The organism is Pseudaquabacterium rugosum, assembly GCF_038066575.1.
Classification (GTDB): Bacteria; Pseudomonadota; Gammaproteobacteria; order Burkholderiales; family Burkholderiaceae_C; genus Pseudaquabacterium; species Pseudaquabacterium rugosum.
On the sequence record NZ_JBBUTF010000008.1, the window covers coordinates 212215 to 236454 of the forward strand.

27 protein-coding genes are annotated in these 24240 nt (G+C 74.0%); 20 read left to right on the forward strand and 7 right to left on the reverse strand.

Annotated features, from left to right (window positions below; translation table 11 throughout):
- Positions 1–8: 8 nt before the first annotated feature.
- From AACH11_RS10975 to AACH11_RS10985, 3 genes are read right to left on the reverse strand one after another with little or no spacing between them, the layout of a single operon-like run.
- Positions 9–920 carry an ABC transporter ATP-binding protein gene (locus tag AACH11_RS10975; RefSeq protein WP_341374265.1) on the reverse strand — a complete coding sequence of 304 codons (912 nt, stop codon included), beginning with the start codon at positions 918–920 and terminating at the stop codon, positions 9–11.
- Positions 917–2401, reverse strand: a complete 1485-nt coding sequence (locus AACH11_RS10980; protein WP_341374266.1) for an efflux RND transporter periplasmic adaptor subunit — start codon at positions 2399–2401, stop codon at positions 917–919. The genes AACH11_RS10975 and AACH11_RS10980 overlap by 4 nt, the downstream gene beginning before the upstream one ends.
- Positions 2398–4008, reverse strand: a complete 1611-nt coding sequence (locus AACH11_RS10985) for an efflux transporter outer membrane subunit (protein WP_341374267.1) — start codon at positions 4006–4008, stop codon at positions 2398–2400. The genes AACH11_RS10980 and AACH11_RS10985 overlap by 4 nt, the downstream gene beginning before the upstream one ends.
- Before the next feature lie 437 nt (positions 4009–4445).
- Between AACH11_RS10985 and AACH11_RS10990 the strand changes: the two genes are divergently transcribed.
- From AACH11_RS10990 to pal, 4 genes are all read left to right on the forward strand, one after another.
- The gene (locus tag AACH11_RS10990) at positions 4446–5567 is read left to right on the forward strand and encodes a malate/lactate/ureidoglycolate dehydrogenase (RefSeq protein WP_341374268.1); all 1122 of its coding nucleotides are present in this window, start codon (positions 4446–4448) and stop codon (positions 5565–5567) included.
- A gap of 274 nt (positions 5568–5841) precedes the next feature.
- Positions 5842–6285, forward strand: coding sequence for a type II 3-dehydroquinate dehydratase (gene aroQ / locus AACH11_RS10995; RefSeq protein WP_341374269.1), 444 nt, complete (start codon positions 5842–5844; stop codon positions 6283–6285).
- A 30-nt stretch (positions 6286–6315) separates the two neighbouring features.
- Positions 6316–7269, forward strand: coding sequence for an AEC family transporter (locus AACH11_RS11000; RefSeq protein ID WP_341374270.1), 954 nt, complete (start codon positions 6316–6318; stop codon positions 7267–7269).
- Between the two features lie 211 nt (positions 7270–7480).
- Complete coding sequence (gene pal, locus AACH11_RS11005; RefSeq protein WP_341374271.1) at positions 7481–8065, forward strand: peptidoglycan-associated lipoprotein Pal; 585 nt, start codon at positions 7481–7483, stop codon at positions 8063–8065.
- A gap of 82 nt (positions 8066–8147) precedes the next feature.
- Here pal and AACH11_RS11010 read toward each other — a convergent pair whose 3' ends face one another.
- Complete coding sequence (locus AACH11_RS11010; protein ID WP_341374272.1) at positions 8148–9011, reverse strand: M48 family metalloprotease; 864 nt, start codon at positions 9009–9011, stop codon at positions 8148–8150.
- Between the two features lie 373 nt (positions 9012–9384).
- Between AACH11_RS11010 and glk the strand changes: the two genes are divergently transcribed.
- The 14 genes from glk to AACH11_RS11080 all read left to right on the forward strand — a co-directional run bounded on the left by glk (position 9385) and on the right by AACH11_RS11080 (position 20047).
- Positions 9385–10374 (forward strand): glucokinase, encoded by a 990-nt coding sequence (gene glk / locus AACH11_RS11015; RefSeq protein ID WP_341374273.1) that lies wholly within the window; start codon positions 9385–9387, stop codon positions 10372–10374.
- A gap of 251 nt (positions 10375–10625) precedes the next feature.
- A complete protein-coding gene (gene nifB / locus AACH11_RS11020; protein ID WP_341374274.1) occupies positions 10626–12296 on the forward strand; it encodes a nitrogenase cofactor biosynthesis protein NifB in 1671 nt (556 codons plus the stop codon).
- Positions 12297–12515: 219 nt separating this feature from the next.
- A complete protein-coding gene (locus tag AACH11_RS11025) occupies positions 12516–12710 on the forward strand; it encodes a 4Fe-4S binding protein (protein WP_341374275.1) in 195 nt (64 codons plus the stop codon).
- A 137-nt stretch (positions 12711–12847) separates the two neighbouring features.
- The gene (locus AACH11_RS11030; RefSeq protein ID WP_341374276.1) at positions 12848–13243 is read left to right on the forward strand and encodes a HesB/IscA family protein; all 396 of its coding nucleotides are present in this window, start codon (positions 12848–12850) and stop codon (positions 13241–13243) included.
- A 39-nt stretch (positions 13244–13282) separates the two neighbouring features.
- Positions 13283–14257, forward strand: a complete 975-nt coding sequence (locus AACH11_RS11035) for a 4Fe4S-binding leucine-rich repeat protein (RefSeq protein ID WP_341374277.1) — start codon at positions 13283–13285, stop codon at positions 14255–14257.
- 24 nt (positions 14258–14281) lie between these two features.
- Positions 14282–14629 carry a nitrogen fixation protein NifZ gene (locus AACH11_RS11040; protein WP_341374278.1) on the forward strand — a complete coding sequence of 116 codons (348 nt, stop codon included), beginning with the start codon at positions 14282–14284 and terminating at the stop codon, positions 14627–14629.
- Between the two features lie 62 nt (positions 14630–14691).
- The gene (locus AACH11_RS11045; protein ID WP_341374279.1) at positions 14692–15054 is read left to right on the forward strand and encodes a nitrogen fixation protein NifZ; all 363 of its coding nucleotides are present in this window, start codon (positions 14692–14694) and stop codon (positions 15052–15054) included.
- A gap of 80 nt (positions 15055–15134) precedes the next feature.
- Complete coding sequence (locus AACH11_RS11050; protein ID WP_341374280.1) at positions 15135–15473, forward strand: DUF3024 domain-containing protein; 339 nt, start codon at positions 15135–15137, stop codon at positions 15471–15473.
- 61 nt (positions 15474–15534) lie between these two features.
- Positions 15535–16689, forward strand: coding sequence for a cysteine desulfurase family protein (locus AACH11_RS11055; protein WP_341374281.1), 1155 nt, complete (start codon positions 15535–15537; stop codon positions 16687–16689).
- Between the two features lie 138 nt (positions 16690–16827).
- Positions 16828–17043: a putative nitrogen fixation protein NifT gene (gene nifT, locus AACH11_RS11060; protein ID WP_341374282.1), complete on the forward strand. Its 216-nt coding sequence runs from the start codon at positions 16828–16830 to the stop codon at positions 17041–17043.
- Between the two features lie 80 nt (positions 17044–17123).
- The gene (locus AACH11_RS11065; protein ID WP_341374283.1) at positions 17124–17381 is read left to right on the forward strand and encodes a hypothetical protein; all 258 of its coding nucleotides are present in this window, start codon (positions 17124–17126) and stop codon (positions 17379–17381) included.
- Positions 17382–17505: 124 nt separating this feature from the next.
- Positions 17506–18654 (forward strand): DegT/DnrJ/EryC1/StrS family aminotransferase, encoded by a 1149-nt coding sequence (locus AACH11_RS11070; protein ID WP_341374332.1) that lies wholly within the window; start codon positions 17506–17508, stop codon positions 18652–18654.
- Between the two features lie 188 nt (positions 18655–18842).
- A complete protein-coding gene (locus AACH11_RS11075; RefSeq protein WP_341374284.1) occupies positions 18843–19685 on the forward strand; it encodes an SIR2 family NAD-dependent protein deacylase in 843 nt (280 codons plus the stop codon).
- A 56-nt stretch (positions 19686–19741) separates the two neighbouring features.
- Positions 19742–20047, forward strand: coding sequence for a 2Fe-2S iron-sulfur cluster-binding protein (locus AACH11_RS11080; protein ID WP_341374285.1), 306 nt, complete (start codon positions 19742–19744; stop codon positions 20045–20047).
- Between the two features lie 32 nt (positions 20048–20079).
- Here AACH11_RS11080 and AACH11_RS11085 read toward each other — a convergent pair whose 3' ends face one another.
- The gene (locus AACH11_RS11085; protein WP_341374286.1) at positions 20080–20313 is read right to left on the reverse strand and encodes a hypothetical protein; all 234 of its coding nucleotides are present in this window, start codon (positions 20311–20313) and stop codon (positions 20080–20082) included.
- Positions 20314–20496: 183 nt separating this feature from the next.
- On the opposite strand from AACH11_RS11085, the gene nudC reads away from it, so the two are divergent.
- Together nudC and pstS are read left to right on the forward strand one after the other, a co-directional pair.
- Positions 20497–21450, forward strand: a complete 954-nt coding sequence (gene nudC / locus AACH11_RS11090) for an NAD(+) diphosphatase (protein ID WP_341374287.1) — start codon at positions 20497–20499, stop codon at positions 21448–21450.
- 238 nt (positions 21451–21688) lie between these two features.
- A complete protein-coding gene (gene pstS / locus AACH11_RS11095) occupies positions 21689–22780 on the forward strand; it encodes a phosphate ABC transporter substrate-binding protein PstS (protein ID WP_341374288.1) in 1092 nt (363 codons plus the stop codon).
- Between the two features lie 37 nt (positions 22781–22817).
- On the opposite strand, the gene AACH11_RS11100 is transcribed toward pstS, so the two are convergent.
- On the reverse strand, positions 22818–23054 hold the full coding sequence (locus AACH11_RS11100; protein WP_341374289.1) for an FmdB family zinc ribbon protein: 237 nt from the start codon (positions 23052–23054) through the stop codon (positions 22818–22820).
- Positions 23055–23074: 20 nt separating this feature from the next.
- A complete protein-coding gene (locus tag AACH11_RS11105; RefSeq protein WP_341374290.1) occupies positions 23075–23668 on the reverse strand; it encodes a hypothetical protein in 594 nt (197 codons plus the stop codon).
- Positions 23669–24240 lie beyond the last annotated feature (572 nt).

Below are 24240 nucleotides of genomic sequence, written 5' to 3' on the forward strand. Positions count from 1 at the left end.
CGCGGTCGTCAGGCGGTGGGGCCCGGGGCGGCGGTGGTGGCCGGGGGCGGGCAAAGGGATGCGGCGGCCTCGACCGTCGGGACGGACGGCGGGGCACCCGCGGCGATCTCCGCCGCACCGGCTGCCACGGCACCGGGGGTGTCCGCGGCCTCGGCCGGTGGCGGCTCGGTGATCGGCGTCTGCTGGCGGTCGCTGGCGATGCGGCCGTCGACGAAGCGCAGCACGCGGTGGGCCCAGGCGGCCATGTCGGGTTCGTGGGTGACCATCAGCACGGTGATGCCGCGCTCGCGGTTCAGGCGCGAGAGCAGCTGCATGATCTCGACCGAGCGGGCCGAGTCGAGGTTGCCGGTGGGCTCGTCGGCCAGCAGCACGGCCGGCTGGGTGACGATGGCGCGCGCGATGGCCACGCGCTGCTGCTGGCCGCCGGAGAGCTCGCCGGGCGTGTGGTGCTCCCAGCCGGCCAGGCCGACCTCGGCCAGCGCGGCGCGGGCGGCGGCGCGGCGGCTGGCCGCGCTTTCTCCGCGGTAGAGCAGCGGCAGCTCGACGTTCTCCTGCGCGCTGGTGCGTGCCAGCAGGTTGAAGCCCTGGAAGACGAAGCCCAGCCAGCGCCGGCGCAGCAGCGCGCGCTGGTCGCGGTTCATCGCCTGCACCGGCGCGCCCTTGAAGCGGTAGTCGCCGGCGCTGGCGGTGTCCAGGCAGCCCAGGATGTTCATCGCGGTGGACTTGCCCGAACCGCTGGGGCCCATGACGGCGACGAACTCGCCGTCGTGCACGTCCAGCGAGATGCCGCGCAGGGCCAGGAACTGCGTCGCGCCCTCGCCGTAGCGGCGGGTGATGTCGCGCAGCTGGATCAGGGGCTGGCCGGCCGCGGCGGGCGTGGGCGTCGCGGCGGACCGGGGCGGGGTGCCGGTGTCCGTCACGGCGCGCTGCCGGTGCGCTGGTCGGTGATCACCGCCTGGCCCTCGGCCAGTCCGGGGCCGCTGACCTCGACCCACTTGCCGTCGTTCAGGCCGACCGTCACCGGCACCGCCTGCGGCCGGCCGTCCTTCAGCAGCCAGACGGTGCGCGCGCTGCCGGCGGCACCGGCGGCGGCCGAGCCGTCGCCGCGGCGCGAGGTGCTGGAGGCGCCGGGCGGGCGCGGCATCAGGCGCGACAGCACGCTGCTGCCGCCGGCGTTGCCGCCGCTGCCACTGCCGCTGTTGCCGCCACTGTTGCCGCCGCTGCCGGCCCCGCCCGCGGCGGCACCACCCGATCCCGCGCCGCCCGGCGCGTCCGCGCCCGGCCCGCTGCCGCCGGCCGTGCCGCCGCCGCCCGCCGCCGTGCCACCGCCACCGGCCGCCGTCGCGGCCGCGCCGCTGGGCTGATAGCGCAGCGCCGACAGCGGCACGCGCAGCACGCCGTCGTGGGCGGTGGCGGTGATGGTGGCGGTGGCCGTCATGCCCGGGCGCAGCGCCAGATCGGGGTTGGCCACGGCCATCTGCGTGGTGTAGGTGACCACGTTGTCGGTGATCGTGCTGCCGTAGGCCACGCGGGTGATGCGGGCGTCGAAGCTGCGGCCGGCATGGGCCGAGACGGTGAAGCGCGCCGGCTGGCCGATGGCCACCGCGCCGACGTCGGCCTCGTCGACGTTGACGTTGAGCAGCAGCTGGCGCAGATCGGGCGCCAGCGTGAACAGCGTGACCGCCTGCAGCGAGGCGGCCACCGCGTTGCCGGGCTCGACCGCGCGCGTCAGCACCACGCCGTCGATCGGCGAGCGGATCGAGGCCTTGCCGAGGTTGGTCTCGTCGGTCGACAGCGCGGCGCGCGCATCGGCCACCGCGGCCTGGGCCGCCTGCACGTCGGCCCGCGCCTGGGCCTGCGTGGCCTGGGCGGCCGTCAGGTCGGCCTGGGCCGGCACGCGGCCGTCGGACAGGCGGCGCACCGCGTCCAGCCGGGCCAGCGCGGCCTGGGCCTCCTGCTGCGCGGCCTGGGCCGACAGCAGCTTGGCCTGGCTGGAGGCCAGCGTGGCGCGCGAGCGGGTGATCTGGTCGCGCAGCTTGGCGGTGTCGAGCTCGACCAGGATCTGGCCCTTCTTCACCGGGTCGTTGACGTCGACCATCACGCGCGCCACGGTGCCCGAGAGCTCGCTGCCGATGCTCACCGAGCGGGTGGGCGCCAGCGTGCCGTTGGCGCTGACCGTCAGCTGGACGTTGCCGCGGCTGACGGGCGTGGTCACGTACTGCACCGCCTTGCGGGCCTCGGCGGCGCTGCCGCCCCACAGCCACCAGGCCGCGCCGGCCCCGGCCACCAGCAGCGCACCGGCGCCGATCAGCAGGGCCTGGCGGCGCCACCAGGGGTGATGGGCCTCGGCGCCCAGCAGGTTCTGCAGGGCGGTGGTGTCGTTCGGGGTCGGAGCGGTCATCGCGTGACGGTGCCGGCGGCCGGGGCCGCGGCGGCGGGAAGAGGGGTGGCGCCGGCCGTGAGGGCGGTGGCGGGCAGGGCGGACGGGGTACGCGACGCCGACACGGTCGGCGTGTCGGTGGTGGCGCGGGCCGCGGCGGCGGCCTGGGCCGTGGGGCCGGCCGGTGTGGCGAGCGCGGCCGTCGGCGCCTCGGGCTGCCAGCCGCCGCCCAACGCCTTGAACAGGCGGATGTGGTCGCTGACCACGTCGGCGCGGGCGCTGGCCAGGCTGTCCTCGGCGCTCAGCCGGGTGCGCTGGGTGTCGAGCACGGTCTGGAAGTCGATCAGGCCGCCTTCGTGACGCCAACGCGCGAGTTGCGCGGCATCGCGGGCCGCGCGTTCGGCCTCGGCCAGCGCCGTCACCCGTTCGCGGTCACGGGCCAGCGCCTGCAGCGCGTCCTCGACGTCCTTCAGCGCGGTCAGCGCGGTGCTGCGCCAGGCGGCGCGGGCCTGTTCCAGCACGGCCTGCTGCTGGGCGATGCGGGCGCGCGCCGCGCCGCCGTCGATCAGCGGCAGGCTCAGCGCCGCGCCCAGGCTGGCGGCCAGGGCGCCGCCGTCCAGTCCGCCCAGGCTCAAGGCCGTCAGGCCCAGCGCGCCGCTGAGCGACAGGCTCGGCAGGCGCGCCGCGTCGGCGGCGTCGATGCGGGCGGCGGCGGCGCGCAGCGCGCTCTCGGCCGCCCGCAGGTCGGCGCGCTGGCGCAGCGTGTCGGCCGGGAAGGCCAGCGCCAGCGTCGCCGGTGGCTGCGGCAGGCGGGTGCGCGGGGCGGTGCCCGGCGTGGTGGCGGCGGCCGGGGTGCCGGGCGCGGCCAGCAGCGCGTCCAGCGCGGCCGGGGCGCGGCCGGTCAGCAGGGCCAGCGCGTGGCGGTAGCTGGCGGCCGACAGCGCCAGCGCCGGGCGCTGGGCCTCCAGCTGGGCGACGCTGGTGCGGGCCTGGGCCAGATCGACGGCGCTGGCCAGGCCGGCGCGTACGCGCCAGTCGGTGAGCTGCAGCGTCTCGCGCTGGCTGGCCAGGTTGGCCTCGGCGATCTCCAGCCGCTGCTGGGCCAGGCGCAGCGCGACATAGTCCAGCGCCACCTCGGCGGCGACGCTGACGCGGGCGTCGGCCAGTTCGGCGATGCGGGTGTGGACATCGGCCTGCGCGGCCTGCACGGTCGAGGCGGTGGCGCCGAACAGATCGGGCTCCCAGGCCGCGTCGACGCCGACATGGAAGCTGTTGCCGGTGACACCGCTGGTGCCGCTGCGCGCGCGCTGGGCCGAGCCGCCCAGGCTCAGCGTCGGCCGGCCGTCGGCCTCGGCCAGGGCGAGCGCGGCGCGTGCGGCCTGCAGCGTGGCGCGCGCGCTGTCGACCGAGGCGGCGGCCTGCGTCGCCTCGTCGATCAGGCGCAGCAGCAGCGGGTCGTCGAAGGCGGCCCACCAGGTGGCCGGGGTGCCGGGCGCACCGGAGGGCGCCGTCGCCTCCAGCGACCAGCGTGCGGGCAGATCGAGGGCTGGCGCGCTGGCGTCGGCGCGGGCGGCCGGCGGGCCCAGCGGGCTGGCCGCGCAGCCGCTCAACAACAGGGCGGCCAGCAACAGGGTCTGCGATCGGGGGAACCGGCCGTGGCTGGCGGCAGGGCGGTCCGCGTGGCCTGCGTGGCCCGAGTGGCTCACGGAGCCCGGACCCCGGCCGGAGCCGTGGCGGAAAGAGGCAGGGCCGCGAGGCTGCGGCGCGGACACCGGAACGACAGGAGAGGTCACGGAAACATTGTTGCTGGGGGTCTGCGCAGCGGGGATGACGCCGGCGTGAAGCTTTGTGAAGCGTCAAGTCCGGGTGCCGCCCGGCGCCGCCGACGGCCCGGCGCCCTGCACAGCCGCTGTGCGCCGATGCGCGCGCCGATGCGGGCCGATCCCCGGTCATGCGCCGCAGGTCGCGTGTCAGCATGGCCGCGCCCCGTCGGGCCTGGGTCCGGGGCCCGGGCCGGCGGTCGGCGCCCGTCCCGCCATCGCCTCACCGGAGCCCGTCGTCCCCCATGACCGCCCCTGCCGCATCCGCCGTCACCGTCCACCGGATCCCCCATGACCGCCTGTGCGCGGCGATGCGCGTCGTCGTGCGCGGCTTCGGCAGCACGCCGGACGAGGTCGACGCGGTGGTCGACAACCTGGTCGAGGCCAATCTGCGCGGCCACGACAGCCACGGCATCGGCATGCTGCCGCGCTATGCCGAGGCCTTCCTGGAGGGCAGCCTGCAGGTCAACGCGCACGCCCGCGTCGATCTGGACAGCGGCACGCTGTTGCGCGTCGACGGCGGTTGCGGCTTCGGCCAGGTGATCGGGCGCGAGGCGATCGATCTGGCCGTCGAGCGCGCGCGCCGCCACGGCAGCTGCCTGCTGGCCATCGGCCACAGCCACCACCTCGGGCGCATCGGCGCCTGGGCCGAGCAGGCGGCGGCCGCCGGCCTGGTCTCGGTGCATTTCGTCAACGTGATGGCGCGGCCCATCGTCGCGCCGCACGGCGGCGCCCAGGCGCGCTACGGCACCAATCCCTTCTGCGTCGGCGTGCCGCGGCCCGATGCGCCGCCGCTGGTGCTGGACTTCGCCACCAGCGTGATCGCCCAGGGCAAGACGCGGGTCGCGCACAACCAGGGCGTGGCCATCGAGCCCGGCTGCGTGATCGACCCGCAGGGCCACGACAGCACCGATCCGCGCTGGACGGTGGTGCCGCCCTTCGGCGCGCTGCTGCCCTTCGGCGGTGAGCTGGGCGCGCACAAGGGCTACGGCCTGGCGCTGATGTGCGAGCTGCTGGGCGGCGCGCTGGCCTCGGGCATGACGCTGCGCGACCAGCCCGAGAACCTGGACAAGCGCCGCGTGCTCAACGGCATGTTCAGCGTGCTGGTCGATCCGCAGGCGCTCGGCGGCGGCAGCGCCTTCGATGCCGAGGTCGGCGCCTTCGTCGACTGGGTCAAGTCGGCCCCGGCGCGCCCGGGCTTCGAGCCGGTGCAGGTGGCCGGCGAGCCCGAGCTGGCGCGCCGCGCCCAGCGTCTGGCCGAGGGGCTGGCGGTCGACGCCACCACCTGGGGCGAGATCGAGCAGGCCGCCGCCCGCCTGGGCGTGGACGTGGCGGCGGTGCGGCGCGAGGCTGGCCTGGCCGGCTGAGGCCGCGGGCGCGGCATCAGCCGACGGCCGCCCGCGGCGCGCTCCGCGCCATCGACGGCGGCTGGGTGCTTGGGTGCCTGGGTGCTGCGCCGCCCGCCGGTCGCATCGGGCGCGCCTGCAGCCGCGCTGTGCAGGCGCGGCCGCGGGCCGGCGCGGTGGCGGGGCGGTGCTGCGCGTATGCTGGCGCCCCCTGGGGGAAACCCGCTCGCCACCGCGCGTGTGCGCCGTGAGGCCGCCGGCCCCCGACCCGATCCACACCCTCCGGAAGACAACGATGAACGTCCTCGTGCTCAACGGCATCAACCTCAACATGTTCGGCCAGCGCGATCCGAAGCAGTACGGCACGACCACGCTGGCCGAGATCGACGCGCAGGTGGTGGCCCTCGGCCGCGAGCTGGGTGCCGAGGTCGAGTGCTTCCAGAGCAACTTCGAGGGCGCCTTCGTCGAGCGCATCCACGCCGCCCACCGCGAGGGCACCGACGCCGTGCTGATCAACGCCGGCGCCTGGACCCATTACAGCTACGGCATCCGCGATGCGCTGGCCATCCTCAAGTGCCCGATCATCGAGGTGCACATGTCCAACATCCATGCGCGCGAGGCCTTCCGCCACCACTCGGTGATCGCCGAGATCGCCCGCGGCCAGATCGCCGGCTTCGGCGTCGACAGCTATCTGCTGGGCCTGCGCGCGGCCGTCGCGGCCGTGCAGGCCGCGGCCTGATCCCGGCCGCCACCGCCTGAGGCCGCGCCGATGCTGCAGATCCTGCTGATCAGCGCGCCGGTCTACCTGATCATCGCCGCCGGCTTCAGCGCCGTGCGCTTCGGCCTGTTCCAGGCCGCCGACACGCGGGTGCTGGGGCGCTTCGTGGTGCAGATCGGTCTGCCGGCGCTGCTGTTCCACGCGCTGACGCGCCGGCCGCTGGCCGAGGTCTTCGACGCCCGCTTCCTGCTGGTCTACGGCCCGGCCTCGCTGGCCGTCGGCGCGCTCGGCCTGTGGTGGCAGCGGCTGCGCGGGCGCAGCCTGCAGCACGCGGCGCTGACCGGGCTCGGCATGTCCTCGTCCAACAGCGGCTTCCTGGCCTACCCGATCGTGGTCCAGGTGCTGGGGCCGACGGCGGCCGTGGGCCTCGCGCTGGCGATGCTGGTGGAGAACCTGCTGATGGTGCCGCTGGCGCTCGCGCTGGCCGAGCGCGGCGACGCCGGCACGCGCTCGTTCACCGGCTTCCTGCGCGTGCTCAGCGGCCTGCCGCGCAGCCCGATCATCCAGGCCATGGCTGCCGGGCTGCTGGTCTCGGCGCTCGAGATCCCGCTGCCCGAGGTGCTGACGCGCACGATCGGCCTGCTGGCCACCGCCTCCAGCCCGCTGGCGCTGTTCGTCATCGGCGGCTCGCTGGTCGGGCTCAAGCCGGCGGCCATGCGCGCCGACCTGGCGCTGATCGCCGGCGGCAAGCTGCTGCTGCATCCGCTGGCCGTGCTCGGCGGCATGGCGCTGCTGCCGGGCATGGACCCGGGGCTGCGGGTGGCGGCCGTGCTCTATGCCAGCGCGCCCATGCTCAGCATCTATCCGGTGCTGGCGATGCGCTTCGACCTCGACCGGCTGTGCGCGGCCGCGCTGCTGACCGCCACCACGCTGTCCTTCATCACCATCACCGCCTGGTTGTGGCTGCTGCGTGCCGGCCTGCACTGGCTGCCGGTCGGGGGCTGAACGGACGGCTGAACGGCTCTTCTGCCGTGGACGGCCGCCATCCGGCGGCCATCGTCCGGAACTTCGCGGACGAAAGCCGCTCACATCGGGCCGGACATTCGTCGCCCGGCAGGTCACAATCACGGCCCGCCTCACCGTTGCGGTGCATCGGCGACCTGTCCATCCGGGGTGGCTGCCGTGCCTTTTCCGGCATCACCCCGTCCTGAACCTCATGGAGATCCTGCCTGTGTTGAATCTGAAGTCCTGCTCGGTCCTGGCCGTGGCCGCCCTGCTCGCCGCCTGCAGCACCCCGCCCGCTCCCACCCCGGCCGCCAGCGCCTCGTCGCTGAACCCGGCTGCCGGCGCCAAGGGTGCCTCCTCGCTGAGCGCTCCGGCCGCCGCCGCGGGCGCTGGCGCCGGTGCCGGCTCGGCCAGCGATCTGTCGGCCAGCCGCGCCGCCGCGGCGCAAGCCGTCGCCAAGCCGACCGCCAACGCCGTCCACTTCGACTTCGACCAGTTCGTCGTCAAGTCCGAATTCGTCCAGGTGCTGGACGGCTACGGCGCGTGGATGCTGAAGAACGCCGACGCCAAGCTGCGCGTCGAAGGCAATGCCGACGAGCGCGGCGGCCGTGAGTACAACCTGGCCCTGGGCCAGAAGCGCGCTGACGCCGTCGTGCGCGCGCTGACCAGCCAGGGCGTGGCCGCCGGCCGCCTGGAAGCCGTCAGCTGGGGCAAGGACAAGCCGCGCGCCACCGGCCACGACGAGGCCGCCTGGGCCGAGAACCGTCGCGCCGACCTGGTCTCCTCCGCCAAGTAAGGCCTGATCGCGCACCGGCCCCTCGACGGGCCGGTGCGCGGCCGGTCCGCATCGACGGCCCCTTCGGGGGCCGTCGGCGTTTTCAGGGCACCGCCTGCGGCTGCGGGCGGGCCGCGACGTCGGTCTCGACCGTGTCGGGCGCGTCGCCCGCCAGCTGGCGGGCCCGCTGGGCGTCCAGGCTGCGCATCTGGGCCAGCCGCCGCCGGGTGCCGGGGTGGGTCGCGCCATCGGTCTGCACGCCCTGGCGCGTCAGCAGGCCGAAGGCGGTGTCCAGGCCGTAGCCCAGGCGCATCGCGATCTGGTAGCCGTAGGCATCGGCCTCGAACTCGTGGCGGTGCGACAGCGCATGGGCGTCGCGGCCGAGCGTGCCGGCCACCGCGTCGGTGCGCGCCGGCTCGACGGTGCCCGGGATGTGGTGTTCGTAGAGGCTGCGCAGCGCCGTCCAGTGGTCGAGCCGCAGATGGCCGAGCTCGTGGCCGAGCAGCAGCAGGCGCTCGCCCTCGGGCAGATCGCCGACCGCGGTGCTGACCGCCATCGCGCAGTCGCCCAGCATCGCCTCGGCGAACAGACGGCCGCCGACCAGGCGCAGCGTCGGCTGGCACTGGCCGGGGCGCGGCGGCGTGACGCGGATCAGGCGCTCGAAGCTGGCCATCACGCGGGCGGCGGCCGGGCTGTTCGCGTCGGCCGGTGGCAGCGCGTCCAGGCGCTGGTGCTGCGAGCGGCGCAGCACGTCGGCGATGGTTTCGACGGGAGCGGGCGTGGTGGGTTCGGCGGTGGTGGCGGTGGTGGCCGGCGATGCCGATCCGGTCGCCAGCGCTGGCGCCACGATCAGCGCCACCGCGCACAGCAGCACCGCCGGGCTGGCGCTGGCCGGCCGGGCCCGGGATGGGCGCCGGGCCGCGGGCAGGACCGTGGGACGCGCAGGATCGGAGCAGGTTCGGGACATCGCCGCGGGCAGGAGGAAGGTCACGCGGCGAACAGGACCGTCGCGCCAGGCCGCATGGCCGCGAGGGCTGGCCCGCTGCCGGGCCGGAGGGGGTGACCGTCGCCCGGGGCGCGGTACCGGTTTGCAGGCCTCCAGCATGCTGCCGGATGATCCGCGTCAATCCTGTCACATGCGGCCGCGATCCGGCGCAATCGGGGCTTTTGCCGCCCCCCTCGTTCGAGGAGGGGGTGCGCGGCCCCGGGCCATGCGGACGGCTGCGGCAGAATATGTATCCCGATTACATCGTGGGCGGTCGGTGCTGTAACCGATCCGCCCGGCCGGCCGGCGGCGTCCCGGCTGCCGGCCGATGGATCCACGCACGCCAGACCCCCAGATGACGACCTATCCCCGCCTGCTGGCCGACATCGGCGGCACCAATGCCCGCTTCGCGCTCCAGGAGGCACCGGGCGCCGCGCCGGCCCACATCCTGAAGCTGGCCGCGGCCGACCATGCCGGCCCGGGCGAGGCCGCCCAGGCCTATCTGCGCCAGGTCGCCGAGGCCACCGGTGCGCCGCTGGCCACCCCGCGCTGGGCGGCGCTGGCGGTGGCCACCGCCGTCGGCGAGGACCGCGTGGCCTTCACCAACAGCGCCTGGGCCTTCTCGCGCCGTGGCCTGCAGCAGCAGCTGGGGCTCGACGGCCTGCTGGTGCTCAACGACTTCGAGGCGCTGGCGCTGTCGCTGCCGGTGCTGCGCGGCGAGCAGCTGCGCTGCGAGGCCGGACCGCCCCCCGCGCCGCAGGGCACGCTGGCCGTCGTCGGCCCGGGCACCGGCCTGGGCGTGGGCGCGGTGGTGGCCACCCGCGCCGGCTGGGTCGCGCTGCCGGGCGAGGGCGGTCACGTCACGCTGGCGGCGGCCGACGATCTGGAGGCCGCGCTGCTGAAGGTCGTGCGGCGCGAGCATCCGCACGTCTCGGCCGAGCGCCTGCTGTCGGGCATCGGCCTGCCGCTGCTCTACCGCGGCCTGGGCGAGGTGCTGGGCCAGACGGTCGATGCCGGGCTCGACACCGCGGCCATCGTCACCCGCGGCCTGGACGGCAGCGATGCGCTGTGCGGCCGCACGATCGACCAGTTCTGCGCGCTGCTGGGTGGCGTGGCCGGCAACGCGGCGCTGACGCTGGGCGCACGCGGCGGCGTCTACATCGGCGGCGGCATCGTGCCGCGCTTCGCCGAGCGCTTCTTCGCCTCGGCCTTCCGCCAGCGCTTCGAGGCCAAGGGCCGTTTCGAGGCCTATCTGCAGGCCATCCCGACGCCGCTGATCGTCGACACGCTGGCCGCGCTGTCGGGCGCGGCGCTGGCCATCGAGCAGGCGGCCGGCAGCGCCTGAGGCGGCGCGCCCGCTCACCGGCGCGCGCCGCCCGCACGTCGGCCCCACGACACCGCCGCAGCGGCCGCCACGGGAAACCGCGTGCGGCCGCTGTCGTCTTTGTCGCCATCCGCACAGCGCCGGGTGGGCGTTGATCTGGCGCAAAGTCCTTGATATTCAACAGCTTGCACGGCTGAACGCCGCTGGCATGGGTCTCGCAATGAAGGGGTCACACACGCCCACTCCTTCCACCCGCGACACGAGGTCCTCCCATGTCCAGTACCACGGCGTTCGTATCCATCGGTGACCTGCGCAAGGGTCACCAGGCACTCAGCGAAGTCATCGAGACCCCCGAGACCGGCGGCGGCTGCGGCACCACCGGTGGCGAGGGCAAGGCCAGTTGCGGCTCGTCCGGCGGTGCCGACGACATGCCGCCCGAGATCTGGGAGAAGGTCAAGAACCATCCCTGCTACTCGGAGGAGGCCCACCACCACTATGCGCGGATGCACGTGGCCGTGGCCCCGGCCTGCAACATCCAGTGCAACTACTGCAATCGCAAGTACGACTGCAGCAACGAGAGCCGCCCCGGCGTGGTCAGCCAGAAGCTGACGCCCGATCAGGCCGTCAAGAAGGTGCTGGCGGTGGCCAGCGAGATCCCGCAGATGACGGTGCTGGGCATCGCCGGCCCCGGCGATTCGCTGGCCAATCCGAAGAAGACCTTCGACACCATGCGCATGCTCCACGAGCAGGCGCCCGACATCAAGCTGTGCCTGTCGACCAACGGCCTGGCGCTGCCGGCCCAGGTCGACGAGATCTGCAAGTACAACATCGACCACGTCACGATCACCATCAACATGGTCGATCCGGAGATCGGCGCCAGGATCTACCCGTGGATCTTCTGGAACCACCGGCGCGTGACCGGCGTCGAGGCCGCCCGCATCCTGCACGAGCAGCAGATGAAGGGCCTGGAGATGCTGACCGCACGCGGCGTGCTCACCAAGATCAACTCGGTGCTGATCCCCGGCATCAACGACGAGCACCTGATCGAGGTGAACCGCGAGGTCAAGAAGCGCGGCGCCTTCCTGCACAACATCATGCCGCTCATCTCCGAGCCCGAGCATGGCACCTGGTTCGGCCTCAACGGCCAGCGCGGCCCGAGCGCGCAGGAGCTCAAGGCCGTGCAGGACGCCTGTGCCGGTGGCGCGAACCTGATGCGGCATTGCCGGCAATGCCGCGCCGATGCGGTGGGCCTGCTGGGCGAGGACCGCTCCGAGGAGTTCACCCTCGACAAGATCGAGGAGATGGCGGTCGTCTACGACCTGGACCGCCGCAAGGCCTACCAGGACAAGGTCGAGGTCGAGCGCCAGGCCCAGGTCGATGCCAAACGTTCGGCCTTGGCGGCCAACGAGGCCGACGACGGCGTCGATCCGGACATGAAGGTGCTGGTCGCCGTGGCCACCGAAGGCCATGGCAAGGTCAACCAGCACTTCGGCCACGCCACCGAGTTCCAGATCTTCGAGGTCGGGTACGTGGAGCCCCCAGGCGCCGTGCGCCTGCCCCCCGAGGGGGCCGCGGGCCGCCTTGGGAGCGGCCCGGCGCCGGCCCGCGTGCTCAGCGCCACGTTCGTCGGCCACCGCCGCGTCGACCTCTACTGCCAGGGCGGCTACGGCGAGGACGAGCAGCTGCCGTCCATCGTCAGCGCCATCAACGACTGCCATGCGGTGCTGGTGGCCAAGATCGGCGCCTGCCCGAAGGACGAGCTCAAGGCCGCGGGCATCGAGCCGGTCGACCAGTACGCCCACGAGTACATCGAGAAGGCCGCGCTGAGCTGGTTCGCCGACTACCGCAAGCGCATCGCCGATGGCGTGCTCGTGCACCAGCCGCGCGGTGACGCGCGCATCCGCCAGGGCGCCTACACCGGTGCGGCCGAGGCGGCGGCCTGACGTTCGTCCATCCGCACGCCCGCACGCCCGCACGCCCACCTTGCCTGACGCCTGTCATCAGGGGTCTTGGCGGGCCGCGGCTGTCGCGGGTTGGACGCGTGCGTCGCGCGGCAGGCGCGCACGAAGCTTGCAGAGTGATCGGTGACGGCCCGCCCGTTGTCGCGAACGTCGGCAAACCGACGCTGAACTCCCCGAAGCCATCTGCCCCAGGAGAACCCCATGGCCCTCAAGATCATCGCCTCCATGTGCACCGGCTGCTCCGCCTGCGAGCCCGAGTGCCCGAACGTCGCCATCAGCGAGAAGGGCGGCACCTTCAAGATCGATCCGTCCAAGTGCACCGAGTGCGAAGGTCAGTTCGATTCGCCGCAGTGCGTGGCCGTCTGCCCGGTCGACGGCTGCATCAAGCCGGCGTGAGCGAGCCCACCCCCGAAGCGGCCGAGGCCGCTCCCCCTCAAGGGGGCGACGCCAGCGGCCCGGCAAAGCCGGTTCCGCGGCGTCCGCGGGGTCAAGCCTGCTGAGCGCCGCCCTCATATCCCGTCAGAGACAACACCATGCTGCAACCCCAGATCACCGTCACCCCCGCCGCCGAGAAGTTCATCCGTCGCATGGTGCGCTTCTCCGAACATCCCGAAGGCGGCTTCCGGCTGACGGTCAGCGCCGGGGGCTGCTCGGGCTACAACAGCGAGTTCACGGTCGAGGCCGCACCGCAGGCCAACGACGCCGAGATCGCCGTCAACGGCGTGCGCGTGTTCCTGCCGGCCGAAAGCCGCCTGATGCTCGAAGGCGTGACCATCGACTTCGCCGACACGCCGACCAAGAGCGGTCTGACCTTCTTCAATCCGGCCGCCGCGCCGTGCGGCTGCTCCAGCTCCGGTGATGCGGTGACGCCGCCGCCGGCCGAGGCCAGCGTCACGCTGGACTCGATCCGCCGCGTGGTCAAGGCCTGACTTCCGCCGATCGCAGCCCAGTTCAGCCCGGGAGCCGAGATGAGCCGTACCGCCCGCCCCGATCCGCGTCACACCGTGGGGGTGACCCTGTCGGTGGCCGGGGAGGGCGCCACGGCCGGTGCGCTGGCGGGTGCCGTCGCGCTCGCGTCGGCCGGCCACGCCGCCGTGTCGAGCGTGGAACGGGTCGACCGATCCGCGCGGCCCGAGCCGCCCGAGCCGCCCAACGGAGCCGACATCCCGCAGCAGGACTGGCAGGGCCGGCCGCTGGACTGCGGCGGCTGCGCCCATCTGGCGCTGCGCGCGCAGGACGGCGGCTGCGAGCCCGGCCATGCCTGCGTGCGCGACGCCTACGCGCGGCGCATCGACCGCTTCTTCCGCCGCCACCCCGAGCTGGCCGCCGGCCATCTGCAGGACCCTTATTTCGAGGTGCGGGCGATCGCCGCGCGCCACACGGACCTGTTCCGCCTGCCGGCGCTGATCGACGACGAGGACGAGACGGTGCGGCTGCAGGTCGCGCTGCGCCTGCCGCAGCGCCTGCTGGGCCGCCTGCGCGACGATCCGCACCGCGAGGTGCGCATCCGCGTCGCCCAGCGGCTGGACCTGGGCGAGCTGCCGACGATGCTGCATGACGCCGATCACGAGGTGCGCCAGGCCGTCGCGCGCCGCCTGCCCGAGGCGCTGCTGCCGCTGCTGATGCACGACGTCGACGCGCAGGTGCGCAAGGTCGTCGCCGGCCGCCTCCCGATGCCCGCGCTCTGGCGCATGGCCGATGACGGCCGGCCTGAGGTGCGCCGCATCGTCGCCGAGCGCCTGCCCGCGCCGCTGCTCGACGCGCTGGCCGGCGACCCGGACCTGGTGGTGCGCCACACCGCTGCCTGCCGTGCGATCGGTCCGGTGCTGCAGCGCCTGCGCGAGGACCCCGAGGCCGTGGTGCGCGAGGCCGCCGACGCGCGCCACGCGACGCTGGCCGAGCGCGGCACCGTCCTGCACATCCCCACCGACACCCACCGTTGAAGTTGAACGTCCAGGAGTCCCGCGATGACCGACATCAACCGTGACGACGACGCGCTCGAGATCGCCTTTCCGCCCCGCTTCTCGATGGGCGAGCGCGTGATCTGCCGCAGCGTGGTGCGCAACGACGGCACCTACAACGGCAAGGACATCGGCGAGGTGCTGGTCCACAAGGGCGACATCGGCTACGTGCGCTCGATCGGCACCTTCCTGCAGCAGTTCTACATCTACGCGGTCGAGTTCGTCGACTCGGGCCACCAGGTCGGCATGCGGGCCAAGGAGCTGTGCACGCTGGACAAGCTGCCGCCCGAGGTGATCGAGCAGCTGAGCAGCCACCACGGCGATGGCGTGCGGCAGCTGATCAACGCGCGCTGAGGCCGCCGCACCGCACACGCCGTCTGCCCGATCACCCAATGCCGGATCAAAGGAGTCACCCGATGATGATCGATCGCCGCGAGGCCAGGTACCCGTGGGGCCAGGACGTGCTGGCCACCGTCGACCTCTACAACGACGGCTCGTTGCCCGACGTGCCCGAGGACCAGCTGCTCGTCGTGCGCGGCGGGCCGGGCGAGATCGTGCAGGTCGGCCACCACACCGAGGCCAACATCCCGCTGTACATGGTCGATTTCGGCGTCTGCGTGCTGGGCTGCCTGGAGGAGGAGATCGTGCGGGCCGCCGACGGGCTGCCGCCGGAGCTGCCGCCGGAACCACCGCAGCAGCCCGAGCGGCCGGATGACGCCCCGGCCGCCGCCCTGTCGTCGGCCGCCGCGCCGGCCGACCCGGGCGTGGCCGTCTCATGACGGTCGCCACGCCAGGTCCGGCCGGCGCGGCGGGCGGCCCCGTCGCCCCCCGCGCCAGCCCGCAGCGCCGCCGCCGCCCCGTGAGCCCGTCCGCCCGCATCCTCAGCTTCGACCAGGCCCGCATCGCGCACGCGCTGCCCGGGCGTGCCCGCTACCGCTACGTGCGGCCGCGCGTGGTGGCGGTCGACGCGCGCGCCGGTGGCGGCTGGAAGATCGTCAGCCTCAACTGCTCGCGCAACGTCGATCCTGAGGGGGGCGAGATCGACATCGCCTGGTTCGAGCCGGTGGCCGACGGCCGCTGGAACCTGCACGCCCGCGACCACGGCCAGCGCTGCTGGACGCTGCGCGCCCAGGGCCTGCCGCTGGCCGACGCGCTGGCCCTGGTCTGCGAGGACCGCGGCCGCGACTACTGGCCATGAGCACGGCCCGCATCGAGCCGTCGCGATCCGCACCGCATCAGCTTCACCGGAGTCCTGCGCCATGATCTACCTCGACCACAACGCCACCACCCGTCCGGCGCCCGAGGTCGTCACCGAGATGGTCGACGCGCTCGAGCGGGCCTGGGCCAACCCCTCGTCCACCCATGAGCCGGGTCAGGGAGCGCGGCGCCTGCTGGCCGATGCGCGCACCCGCGTGGCCCGGCTGCTGGGCTGCAGCGGCGCCGAGCTGGTCTTCACCAGCGGGGCCACCGAGGCCAACACCACCGCCGTGCTGGGCGCGCTGGCGCTGGCCGCCGAGCGTGATGTCGCACGCCGGCGCTGGGTGCTCAGCGCGGTCGAGCATCCGGGCCTGCTGGCCCTGGCCGAGCGCCTGCGCGAGCGCGGCACGCCGGTCGACCTGATCCCGGTCGACGCCCAGGGCCGGCTGGACCTGCCCGCGGCCGGCCGCCTGATCGGCCCCGACGTGGCGCTCGTCAGCCTGATGGGGGCCAACAACGAGACCGGGGTGCTGATGCCGGTGGCCGAGGTCTCGGCCATGGCCCATGCGGCCGGGGCCCGGCTGCACGTCGATGCCACGCAACTGGCGGGGAAGGCCGTGCTGGACTTCGCCGCCAGCGGGGCCGACCTGATGGGCGTGTCGGCCCACAAGCTGCACGGCCCCAAGGGCGTGGGCGCGCTGCTCGTGCGCAAGGGCCTGGCGCTGCCCGGTCTGCTGGCCGGCCGCCAGGAACGCCACCGCCGCGGCGGCACCGAGAACATCCCCGGCATCGCCGGCTTCGCCGCGGCCTGCGACCGCACGGCCGCCACCCTGGCCGACGATCTGATGCGCATGACCGCGCTGCGCCAGCAGCTCGAAGCCGGCCTGCTGGCCGTGCCCGGCGTCAAGCTGTTCGGCCAGCAGGCCGCGCGCCTGCCCAACACGGTGTGCGTGCGTTTCGGCCGCCTCGACAGCGAGCAGGTGCTGGGCCGGCTGGCGCGGGCCGGTGTCGTCGCCTCGTCGGGGGCGGCCTGCACCGCGGCCGGCACCCAGCCTTCGCACGTGCTGCTGGCCATGGGCGAGGACGCCGAGGCCGCCAGGGCCGGCGTGCGCTTCTCGCTCGGCCGTGAGACCACGGCCGCCGACATCGCCCACACGCTGGCCGCCGTGCAGCGCGTGGTCGTGCCGCTGCTGGCGCCCGAGGCGATGGCGGCCTGAGGGGTGACCCGAGCCTGAGCCCGGGTCCACGCCCGCTCTCTCTTGCCATCACCGCCATCACCGTCGTCGCCACCCACCGCGCAGAGCCGTCCGCCATCCCGCCCCCCGCGTTCCGGATCCACCCAGGAGAGCCTTCCCATGAAAGTCATGCTGCGCCGCAATGCCGCCGGCGTCCTGTCCGTCTACGTGCCGAAGAAGGACCTGGAGGAGCCGGTGGTGTCCCAGGAGAAGGCGCAGCTGTGGGGCGGCACCGTCACGCTGGCCAACGGCTGGACGCTGAGCCTGCCCGAGATGGCCGAGGGCACGACGCTGCCGATCACCGTCGAGGCCCGGAAGCTGGCCGAGGCCGAATGAACCCGCACGGGCTGCCCGCCGCCGTCCGTCCCCCCACCCGCCCGCCCACCCGCCCGCCGACCCCACCGGAGATCGATGCGATGAACACCGAACAACTCGCCGAAGCCCTGGCCACGGCCGAGGTCGCCGGCACCGTGCGCGAGGCGGCAGCCGCGCTGCGTGAGCGTTATGCACCGCTGTGCGTGGTCGTCGTCGACGCCTTCGACATGCGTGCGGAGCCGCCGGCCGCCGCCGGTGAGCGCTGCGCGCTGTACCTGGGTGCCAGTGACGGCCACTGCTGGCAGGTCACGCAGGACCCGACCCAGGCCGCCGGCCTGTTCATCAGCACACGGGGCTGAGCGGCGCATCCGCCGCCAGACAGCGCCGCCTCCGCCACCGTCCTCCACCTGTCGCCACGCCATGAACGCCTTCCCCGATTCCGCCACGCTGGCCGATCCCGCGGCCGAGGCCGAGGACCACGACCTGCCCGACGACGGGCTGCTGCTGTCGGACCCCGACATCAGCGGCGTCGAGCTGGCGCTGGTGCAGACCGCGCTCCAGGCGCCGCGCCTGACGGCCGGACCGATGGTCCAGGCCTTCGAGCAGCGCTGGGCCGCGCGCCTGGGCCGCGCCCATGGCGTGGCCGTCAGCAGTGGCACGGCCGGCATGCTGGTGCTGCTGCGGGCGCTGGGCATCGGGCCCGGCGACGAGGTGATCGCCACGCCTTACAGCTGGCATCAGGTGCAGCACGCGGTGACGCTGGCCGGCGCCACGCTGAAGCTGGCCGACATCAACTACTGGACCGGCTGCCTGGATCCGGCCCACGCGCAGTTCCACGTCACGCCGCGCACGCGGGCGCTGATCGGCGGCAACGTCAACGGCCATCCGGCCGACTGGGACGCGCTGCGCGCGCTGGCCGACGAGCACCATCTGACGCTGATCGAGGACTCCACCGAGGCCATCGGCTCGGTCTACCGCGGCCGCGAGGTCGGCCGCTTCGGCGACGCGGCCGTGTTCGACTTCTCGCAGCCCTCGGCCCTGTGCTGCGGCGAGGGCGGCATCGTCGTCACCGACGACGCCACGCTGGCCACCGAGCTGCGCTACCTGCGCGCGCGCTCGATCGGCGACCGCCGCAGCGTCTCGGTCGGCTCGCGCGTGCCGATGCAGGCGATGATGAGCGAGCCCACGGCCGCGCTGGCCGCCGGCCAGCTCGCGCGCATCGACGAGATCCTGGCGCGCCGCCGCCAGGTCGAGCAGTGGTATCTGGCGCAGATGCAGACCTTCGAGGGCATCAAGCCGCCCTACGTGGCCGACGGCGTCGAGCAGGTCAACTGGATGCTCTACACCGTGCATCTGGGCAAGCGCTTCACGCAGAGCGCCTGCGCCCAGATCATCGAGGACATGGCCGAGGAGAGGGTCGAGGCGGTGCTGTACTGCCAGCCGCTGCACCAGCAGTTCCACTACCAGAAGATGGGCTACCAGCGCCAGCAGTTCCCGCTGACCGAGCGCATCTCCGACCGCGCGATCTCGCTGCCCTTCCACGGCCACCTGACGGCCGACCACGTGCGCTTCATCGTCCAGGTGATGAAGGACTCGTCGCTCAACGTGGGCGCGGGGGCGGCCATCTACTGAGCACGCGAGGCCCGCCGCACAGGCTGTCGCGGGCCTTCTCGCGCCGCTGCAAGCACAGATCGCCATCTCCGACCGAGTCACCTGACCTTGAGCGTTTGCCTATCCTGAACACCACGACAGCCGAGCCGCCCGCGTCCGACCTGACGCCCACCCGCAGCCGCTGCCGCCCCCCGATCCGGAGCCCCGCCATGAGCCACACCACCGTCACCACCCTGCCCGAGGAGGTCGCCGCCGGCCTGCAGTCCGGCGTCCTGGCGCCCTACCTGGGGCCGGGCCTGCTGGGCCTGTGCGCGACGCCCGCGCCGCCGGCCGATCCGCTGTCGCTCGTCGGCGTGCTGACGGCCCGGTCCTCGGTGCCCGGCAAGATCCGGAATCGGTTGACCGCCGCCGCCCAGTACATCGAGAACTTCAAGCACCGCAAGACGCTGGTGGCGGCGATGACGGCGGCCTACGCGCAGCCGGCCGAGCCGAGCGCATTGCACCGCTGGATCGCCGGCCTGCCCGCGCCGCTGATCGTCGATGTCTGGTACGACGACACGCTGCGCACCGCGCTGGCCGGCCGCGACGACTGGGCCGAGGTGCAGGGCCTGAGCCAGAGCGAGCATTTCGGCACCTGGACCGGCTGGTACGCGGCCGACGGCAGCGCCATCCCCGATCCGCCGGACGCCGCCACCGTGCTCTACAAGCCCTGGGGCGGCCATGCGCCGGCGGCCAACTTCCTGGTCTCGGACACCGACTTCGTCGAGGTGCTGACCGAGATCGACATCCAGACGCCGATTCCCGAGCCGGTGCAGCAGCGCCGCGCCAGCCTCGGCTTCGTCTTCCTCGGCTGCCGCTTCAACGACCAGCTGACGCGGGCCTTCGCGCGCCAGATCATGAAGCGCAGCGCGGGCCCTCATTTCGCCGTGCTGGCCGAGGAGCCCAGCCGCATGGAGGCCCGCTTCTTCGAGGAGCAGGGCATCACCCGCATCGCGCTGCCGCTGGCCGAGGTGGCCGCGCAGCTCGTCGACGGGGCGGCCGTGCCGGCCTGAGTGGCCGGCCGTCGCCCCCGTCTTTCTCCCCCCGTTCGACCCCGCCGGAGACCGCCATGAGCACCCTGACCCTGATGCCTTCGGGCAAGACCCTCGACTTCCCCGAAGGCCAGTCGCTGCTGCAAGCCATCCTCGATGCCGGTGAGGCGCTGGTCAGCCAGTGCGGCGGCCAGGCCAGGTGCGGCGCCTGCCATGTCTTCGTCACCGCCGGCCGCAAGGGCGTCAGCAAGCTGACCCCGGCCGAGAACGCCAAGCTCGACAGCCTGGTGGGCGTGGGCAGCAAGTCGCGCCTGGCCTGCCAGATCCGCTCGCTGGGCACCGAGCCGGTGACCGTCGAGCTGCTGGGCGCGCTGTCGGGCTGAGCGCCCGTCGTGACGCGCGGTGCGGCCGGCGCTCAGCCCTGGAGCGTGTCCTCGGCCGCGGCGCGCAGATGCGCGGCCAGCGTCGGGTTGAGTGCCTCGTGCTGGCGCGCGAGCTGCAGCAGATGGCCGCGGGCGCGGGCCTGGCCCAGGCGGTGCAGGCCCTGCCAGAGCAGGCTCAGCCAGTGCGGTGCACGCGGGCGGGCGGCGCCGCGGGCGCTGAAGATCGGGGTGTGGCGGGGGTAGGTGCCGCTGGTCAAGGTGCTCATCTCGGACTCCTGCTGGGTGGTGGCCGGACGACGGCCAGAGGGGCTGCGCAGGACCGGTCGGACCGCGCTGGAACGAATACTAGGGTAAACCCCAGGTCTTGTGTGCGCCCCCTCGGCTTTTCCGGCGATCACCCGGGGCTTTAATGCAGCTTTGCCTCCAGGCCGGTCGGCCGGCCCTGCGTGATGAACCTGGATTTCGAGCCCGCCATCGTCGGCCCGGACGCACCGTCGTCCGCCGCCTGGATCTTCGCCTTCCGCGGCGCGCAGCTGCTGTGGCCGCTGCAGGCGGAGGCGCCGCCGCCCGAGGCTGACGCGCCGCCGGCCTGGGCCGAGGCGCTGCAGCCGCTGGCCGCCGGCCACGCGCTGTGGCAGCACGCGCAGGCCGCGGTGGCCGAGCCTGCCGCATCCGCCGGCCTGGCCGGATCCCCCGCCGAGCGGCCGCCCGGTCTGGCCGCCCACTACCTGGGCCGGCTCGGCGGCCAGGACTGCTGGGCCCTGGCCCTGCCGGCCGAGGCGCCGCTGGACGGCTGGCAGCCGCGGCCGCTGCGCGCCTCGATGATGGCCCTGCCCGAGCCGCTGGCCCTGCTGGCCGGCCGCGCCGCACAGATCCTGGAATGGGACCGCACCCACCGCCACTGCGGCTGCTGCGGCACGCCGACCGAGCGTCTGGCCGGCGAACGCGCCCGCCGCTGCCCGGCCTGTGGCCACAGCGCCTGGCCGCGGCTGAGCCCGGCGATGATGGCGCTGGTCTGGCGCCCGGGCGAGCTGCTGCTGGCGCGCGGCCCGCACTTCGCGCCCGGCATGTACAGCGCGCTGGCCGGCTTCGTCGAGCCCGGCGAATCGCTGGAGGACTGCCTGCACCGCGAGGTGGCCGAGGAGGTCGGCGTGCAGGTCGAGCCGCCGGTCTACTTCGGCAGCCAGAACTGGCCGTTCCCGCACAGCCTGATGGTGGCCTACACCGCGCGCTGGCGCGGCGGCGCCATCGTGCCGCAGCCCGGCGAGATCGAGGACGCCCGCTGGTACCCGCTGGACGCGCTGCCCACGCTGCCGCCGCCGCTGTCGATCGCCGGCCGCATGATCCGCGCGCTGCGCGACGGCCAGGGGCCGGCCGCGCTGTACGGGGCGCTCGGGACCTGAGCGCCCCGGGCGGGCGATCTGCCGTGTCTGCCCGGCCCCGCGGCCCGGGGGGGGCGCCGCCGGGCCTGACACGGCCCTGCCGTGGGCGCCTGCCTAGAATCCGCGGCCCTGTTGTCCCCGGATGTCCGTCGTGAGCCGTCTCCCTTGCTGTCCGTCCGCGTCCGTTCCGCCCGGTCGGCCTCACCGTTCGGACGCCGCCTGGCCAGGCCTGCCCCTGCACCGACGCGGCCTGCTGGCGGTGGCCGTGGGCGCCGGCTGTGGCCCGGTGCTGGGCCTGGGCGCCAGCCTCGGCGGCCTGACCGGCAGCGTCGCGGCCGAGGCTGCCGCACCCGGCACCGGCCAGCCGCTGCCGATCGAGGGCGCCGGCGCCACCTTCCCGTCCCGGGTCTGGCAGACCTGGGCCGAGCGCTACACGGCGGCCACCGGCCGTGGCGTCGTCTACCGGCCGACCGGCTCGGGCGACGGCCTGCAGCGCATCAGTGCGCGCCAGGTCGACTTCGCGGGCAGCGACACGCCGCTGGGCCGCGCCGAGCTGGAGCGCCGCCGCCTGCAGCAGTGGCCGATGCTGATCGGTGGCATCGCGCCGGTGGCCCATCTGCCCGAGCTCGGCGGCCGCGCGCTGCGGATCGACGGCCCCACGCTGGCGCGGCTGATGATGGGCGAGATCCGGCGCTGGGATGATGCGGCGGTGCAGGCGCTCAACCCTGGCCTGGTGCTGCCGGCGCGCGCGGTGCAGCGGGTGGTGCGCGCCGATCGCTCGGGCACGACCGAGAGCTACAGCCGCTATCTGGCCGCCGCCTGGCCCGCCTTTGCCGCCGGTCCGGGCGTCGGCCCGCAGCCGGCCTGGGGCGCCGATGTCCAGGCGGTCGCCGGCAACGATGGCCTGCTGGACGCACTGCGTGCGCGGCCCGGCACGCTCGGCTACGTCAGCCACGACCGCCTGCCCGAGGCGCCCGAGCTGACCGCACTGACGCTGCGCAACCGCGCCGGCCAGTGGCGCCCGATCGACGAGCGCGGCCTGCGCCAGGCGGTGCTGGCCAGCGCCATGCACCGCGAGGGCCAGGACACGGCCTCGCTGCTGGACCTGCCGGGTGAGGACGTCTGGCCGCTGACGCTGGCCAGCCATGTGCTGGTCGACGCCCGGCCGGCGCAGCGCCAGCGTGCCAGCGCCACGCTGAGCTTTCTCTACTGGTGCCTGCAGCGCGGCGACGCGGTGCCGCGGCGCCTGGGCTTCGCGCCGCTGCCGGTGGTGCTGCAGGCGCGGCTGGCCGAGCGCTTCATGGCCATCGTCGCGGCCGACGGCCAGCGGCCGGACTACGTGCGCGAGTGAGCGGTCCGGCGGCGCCCGGGCGCCGCCCGCCGGCCCCTCACTTCAGCAGTCGGGCTCTGTCGGCCGGCGTGTCGTGCGACATCAGGCCTTCCGCGGCCGCCTGGCGGCGCATCGCCTGACGCCAGGCCGGCAGCCTGGCGTGCGGCGCGATGCGCGAGAGGCCCTTGTCGAGGGCGGTGCTGCCGCAGTGCGGGCAGCTGGGCACCGTGTCCGCGCGCACGAGCCGCTCGAACGTCTGGCCACAGGCGGTGCAGGTGTAGTCGAACAGCGGCATGGTGGTCGCTCCGGTGGGTCTCAGACCGGCCGGTTCTCGTAGATGTTGCGCACCGGGCCCATGGTGCGCACACCTTCCTCGAAGGTGATCGGCTCGAACGGGGCGCTGAAGGTCAGCGCCTTGTCGGCCACCGCGTCGGTCTTGCCGGCGGTGTCGAGCTTCTTCAGCTCGTTCTTCTCGATGTAGAGCAGGCTCAGCAGCTCGTTGTAGACGGTCGATTCGTCGATCGGCAGGATGTGGAAGGTCGCGCCGGCGTACTCCAGCAGGTACTTCCGGCTGATGTCGATGTTGTCGACGAACAGGAAGTACCTGCCCTGCGGGCTCAGCGTGTCCCCCAGCACCTCGGCCAGCAGCCGGATGTGCTCGAAGCTCAGCAGGAAGCCGGCCAGGAAGGCGATGTGCGGCTCGCCGGCATGGGCCACCATGATGATCTGGTCGCTGGAGATCTCCGGCGGGCGGGCCTCGTCCGCCTTCTTGACCTGGAACTTCAGCGCGATGTCGCCGCGGAAGCCGAAGCGCCCCGGCTTCTTCGTCGCGCTCTTGAGCACGCTGTTGAGGAGCCGGCCCTCGGATTCGAGGCGGGCGAAGGCGGTCTGGTCGATGGTGAGGGTCACGGCGGGCTCCGGTTCGGTCTGGCCGGGGACGGTCAGCGGGGGCGGGTGGGGGATGCGGTGTCGCGGATGAGGTCCGCGAGCTGGAAGCAGGCCGCCGCCCGCTCGGCGCACCGCGGCTGGCGCTGTTCATGAGGGGCATTGCAACTGGCGTACCACCCGTGCGATGGGGCCGGTCGGGCCGCCCGCCGGTGGCCCCGCGGCGCGCCCGGCCCCAGCTACGGCAGGGCGTGCGCACACCGCGCAGGACATGCCCGGCGCGTGCGCGATGGCGGCGGGCGGGCATCCGACAAGCGGTCGGCCTTTGTCGGGTTCCCCACATTCGCCACGGCCGCCATCCAGGCCGCTGGATGAGCCTGGAAACAGCGATTTCCCTCGTGAAATCAGGTGCTTGGCCGCTGTCTCCGGGCGCTGGCACGCCGGTTGCGATGGACCGGTTGCGCGGACCCCATGGCCACACCGAGGGCGCTTCGAAGAAGACCCATACAGGCACCGAAGGCGGCAAGGAATTCGCGACGACCGACCCCGATCCATTCGGGCCTCGTCGACCCCGCTTCAACGCTCACTTCCTCTAC

Excerpts from the sequence above, each read along its gene's own strand:
- aroQ (WP_341374269.1), top strand. The coding sequence starts at position 5,842 with ATGAACGTCCTCGTGCTCAACGGCATCAACCTCAACATGTTCGGCCAG.
- AACH11_RS11025 (WP_341374275.1), top strand. The coding sequence starts at position 12,516 with ATGGCCCTCAAGATCATCGCCTCCATGTGCACCGGCTGCTCCGCCTGC.
- nudC (WP_341374287.1), top strand. The coding sequence starts at position 20,497 with ATGAACCTGGATTTCGAGCCCGCCATCGTCGGCCCGGACGCACCGTCG.
- AACH11_RS11085 (WP_341374286.1), bottom strand. The coding sequence starts at position 20,313 with ATGAGCACCTTGACCAGCGGCACCTACCCCCGCCACACCCCGATCTTC.
- AACH11_RS11080 (WP_341374285.1), top strand. The coding sequence starts at position 19,742 with ATGAGCACCCTGACCCTGATGCCTTCGGGCAAGACCCTCGACTTCCCC.
- AACH11_RS11055 (WP_341374281.1), top strand. The coding sequence starts at position 15,535 with ATGATCTACCTCGACCACAACGCCACCACCCGTCCGGCGCCCGAGGTC.
- AACH11_RS10980 (WP_341374266.1), bottom strand. The coding sequence starts at position 2,401 with ATGACCGCTCCGACCCCGAACGACACCACCGCCCTGCAGAACCTGCTG.
- AACH11_RS11030 (WP_341374276.1), top strand. The coding sequence starts at position 12,848 with ATGCTGCAACCCCAGATCACCGTCACCCCCGCCGCCGAGAAGTTCATC.
- glk (WP_341374273.1), top strand. The coding sequence starts at position 9,385 with ATGACGACCTATCCCCGCCTGCTGGCCGACATCGGCGGCACCAATGCC.
- AACH11_RS11040 (WP_341374278.1), top strand. The coding sequence starts at position 14,282 with ATGACCGACATCAACCGTGACGACGACGCGCTCGAGATCGCCTTTCCG.
- AACH11_RS10990 (WP_341374268.1), top strand. The coding sequence starts at position 4,446 with ATGACCGCCCCTGCCGCATCCGCCGTCACCGTCCACCGGATCCCCCAT.
- AACH11_RS11000 (WP_341374270.1), top strand. The coding sequence starts at position 6,316 with ATGCTGCAGATCCTGCTGATCAGCGCGCCGGTCTACCTGATCATCGCC.
- AACH11_RS11010 (WP_341374272.1), bottom strand. The coding sequence starts at position 9,011 with ATGTCCCGAACCTGCTCCGATCCTGCGCGTCCCACGGTCCTGCCCGCG.
- AACH11_RS11035 (WP_341374277.1), top strand. The coding sequence starts at position 13,283 with ATGAGCCGTACCGCCCGCCCCGATCCGCGTCACACCGTGGGGGTGACC.
- nifB (WP_341374274.1), top strand. The coding sequence starts at position 10,626 with ATGTCCAGTACCACGGCGTTCGTATCCATCGGTGACCTGCGCAAGGGT.
- nifT (WP_341374282.1), top strand. The coding sequence starts at position 16,828 with ATGAAAGTCATGCTGCGCCGCAATGCCGCCGGCGTCCTGTCCGTCTAC.
- pal (WP_341374271.1), top strand. The coding sequence starts at position 7,481 with ATGGAGATCCTGCCTGTGTTGAATCTGAAGTCCTGCTCGGTCCTGGCC.
- AACH11_RS11100 (WP_341374289.1), bottom strand. The coding sequence starts at position 23,054 with ATGCCGCTGTTCGACTACACCTGCACCGCCTGTGGCCAGACGTTCGAG.
- AACH11_RS11075 (WP_341374284.1), top strand. The coding sequence starts at position 18,843 with ATGAGCCACACCACCGTCACCACCCTGCCCGAGGAGGTCGCCGCCGGC.
- AACH11_RS11045 (WP_341374279.1), top strand. The coding sequence starts at position 14,692 with ATGATGATCGATCGCCGCGAGGCCAGGTACCCGTGGGGCCAGGACGTG.
- AACH11_RS11065 (WP_341374283.1), top strand. The coding sequence starts at position 17,124 with ATGAACACCGAACAACTCGCCGAAGCCCTGGCCACGGCCGAGGTCGCC.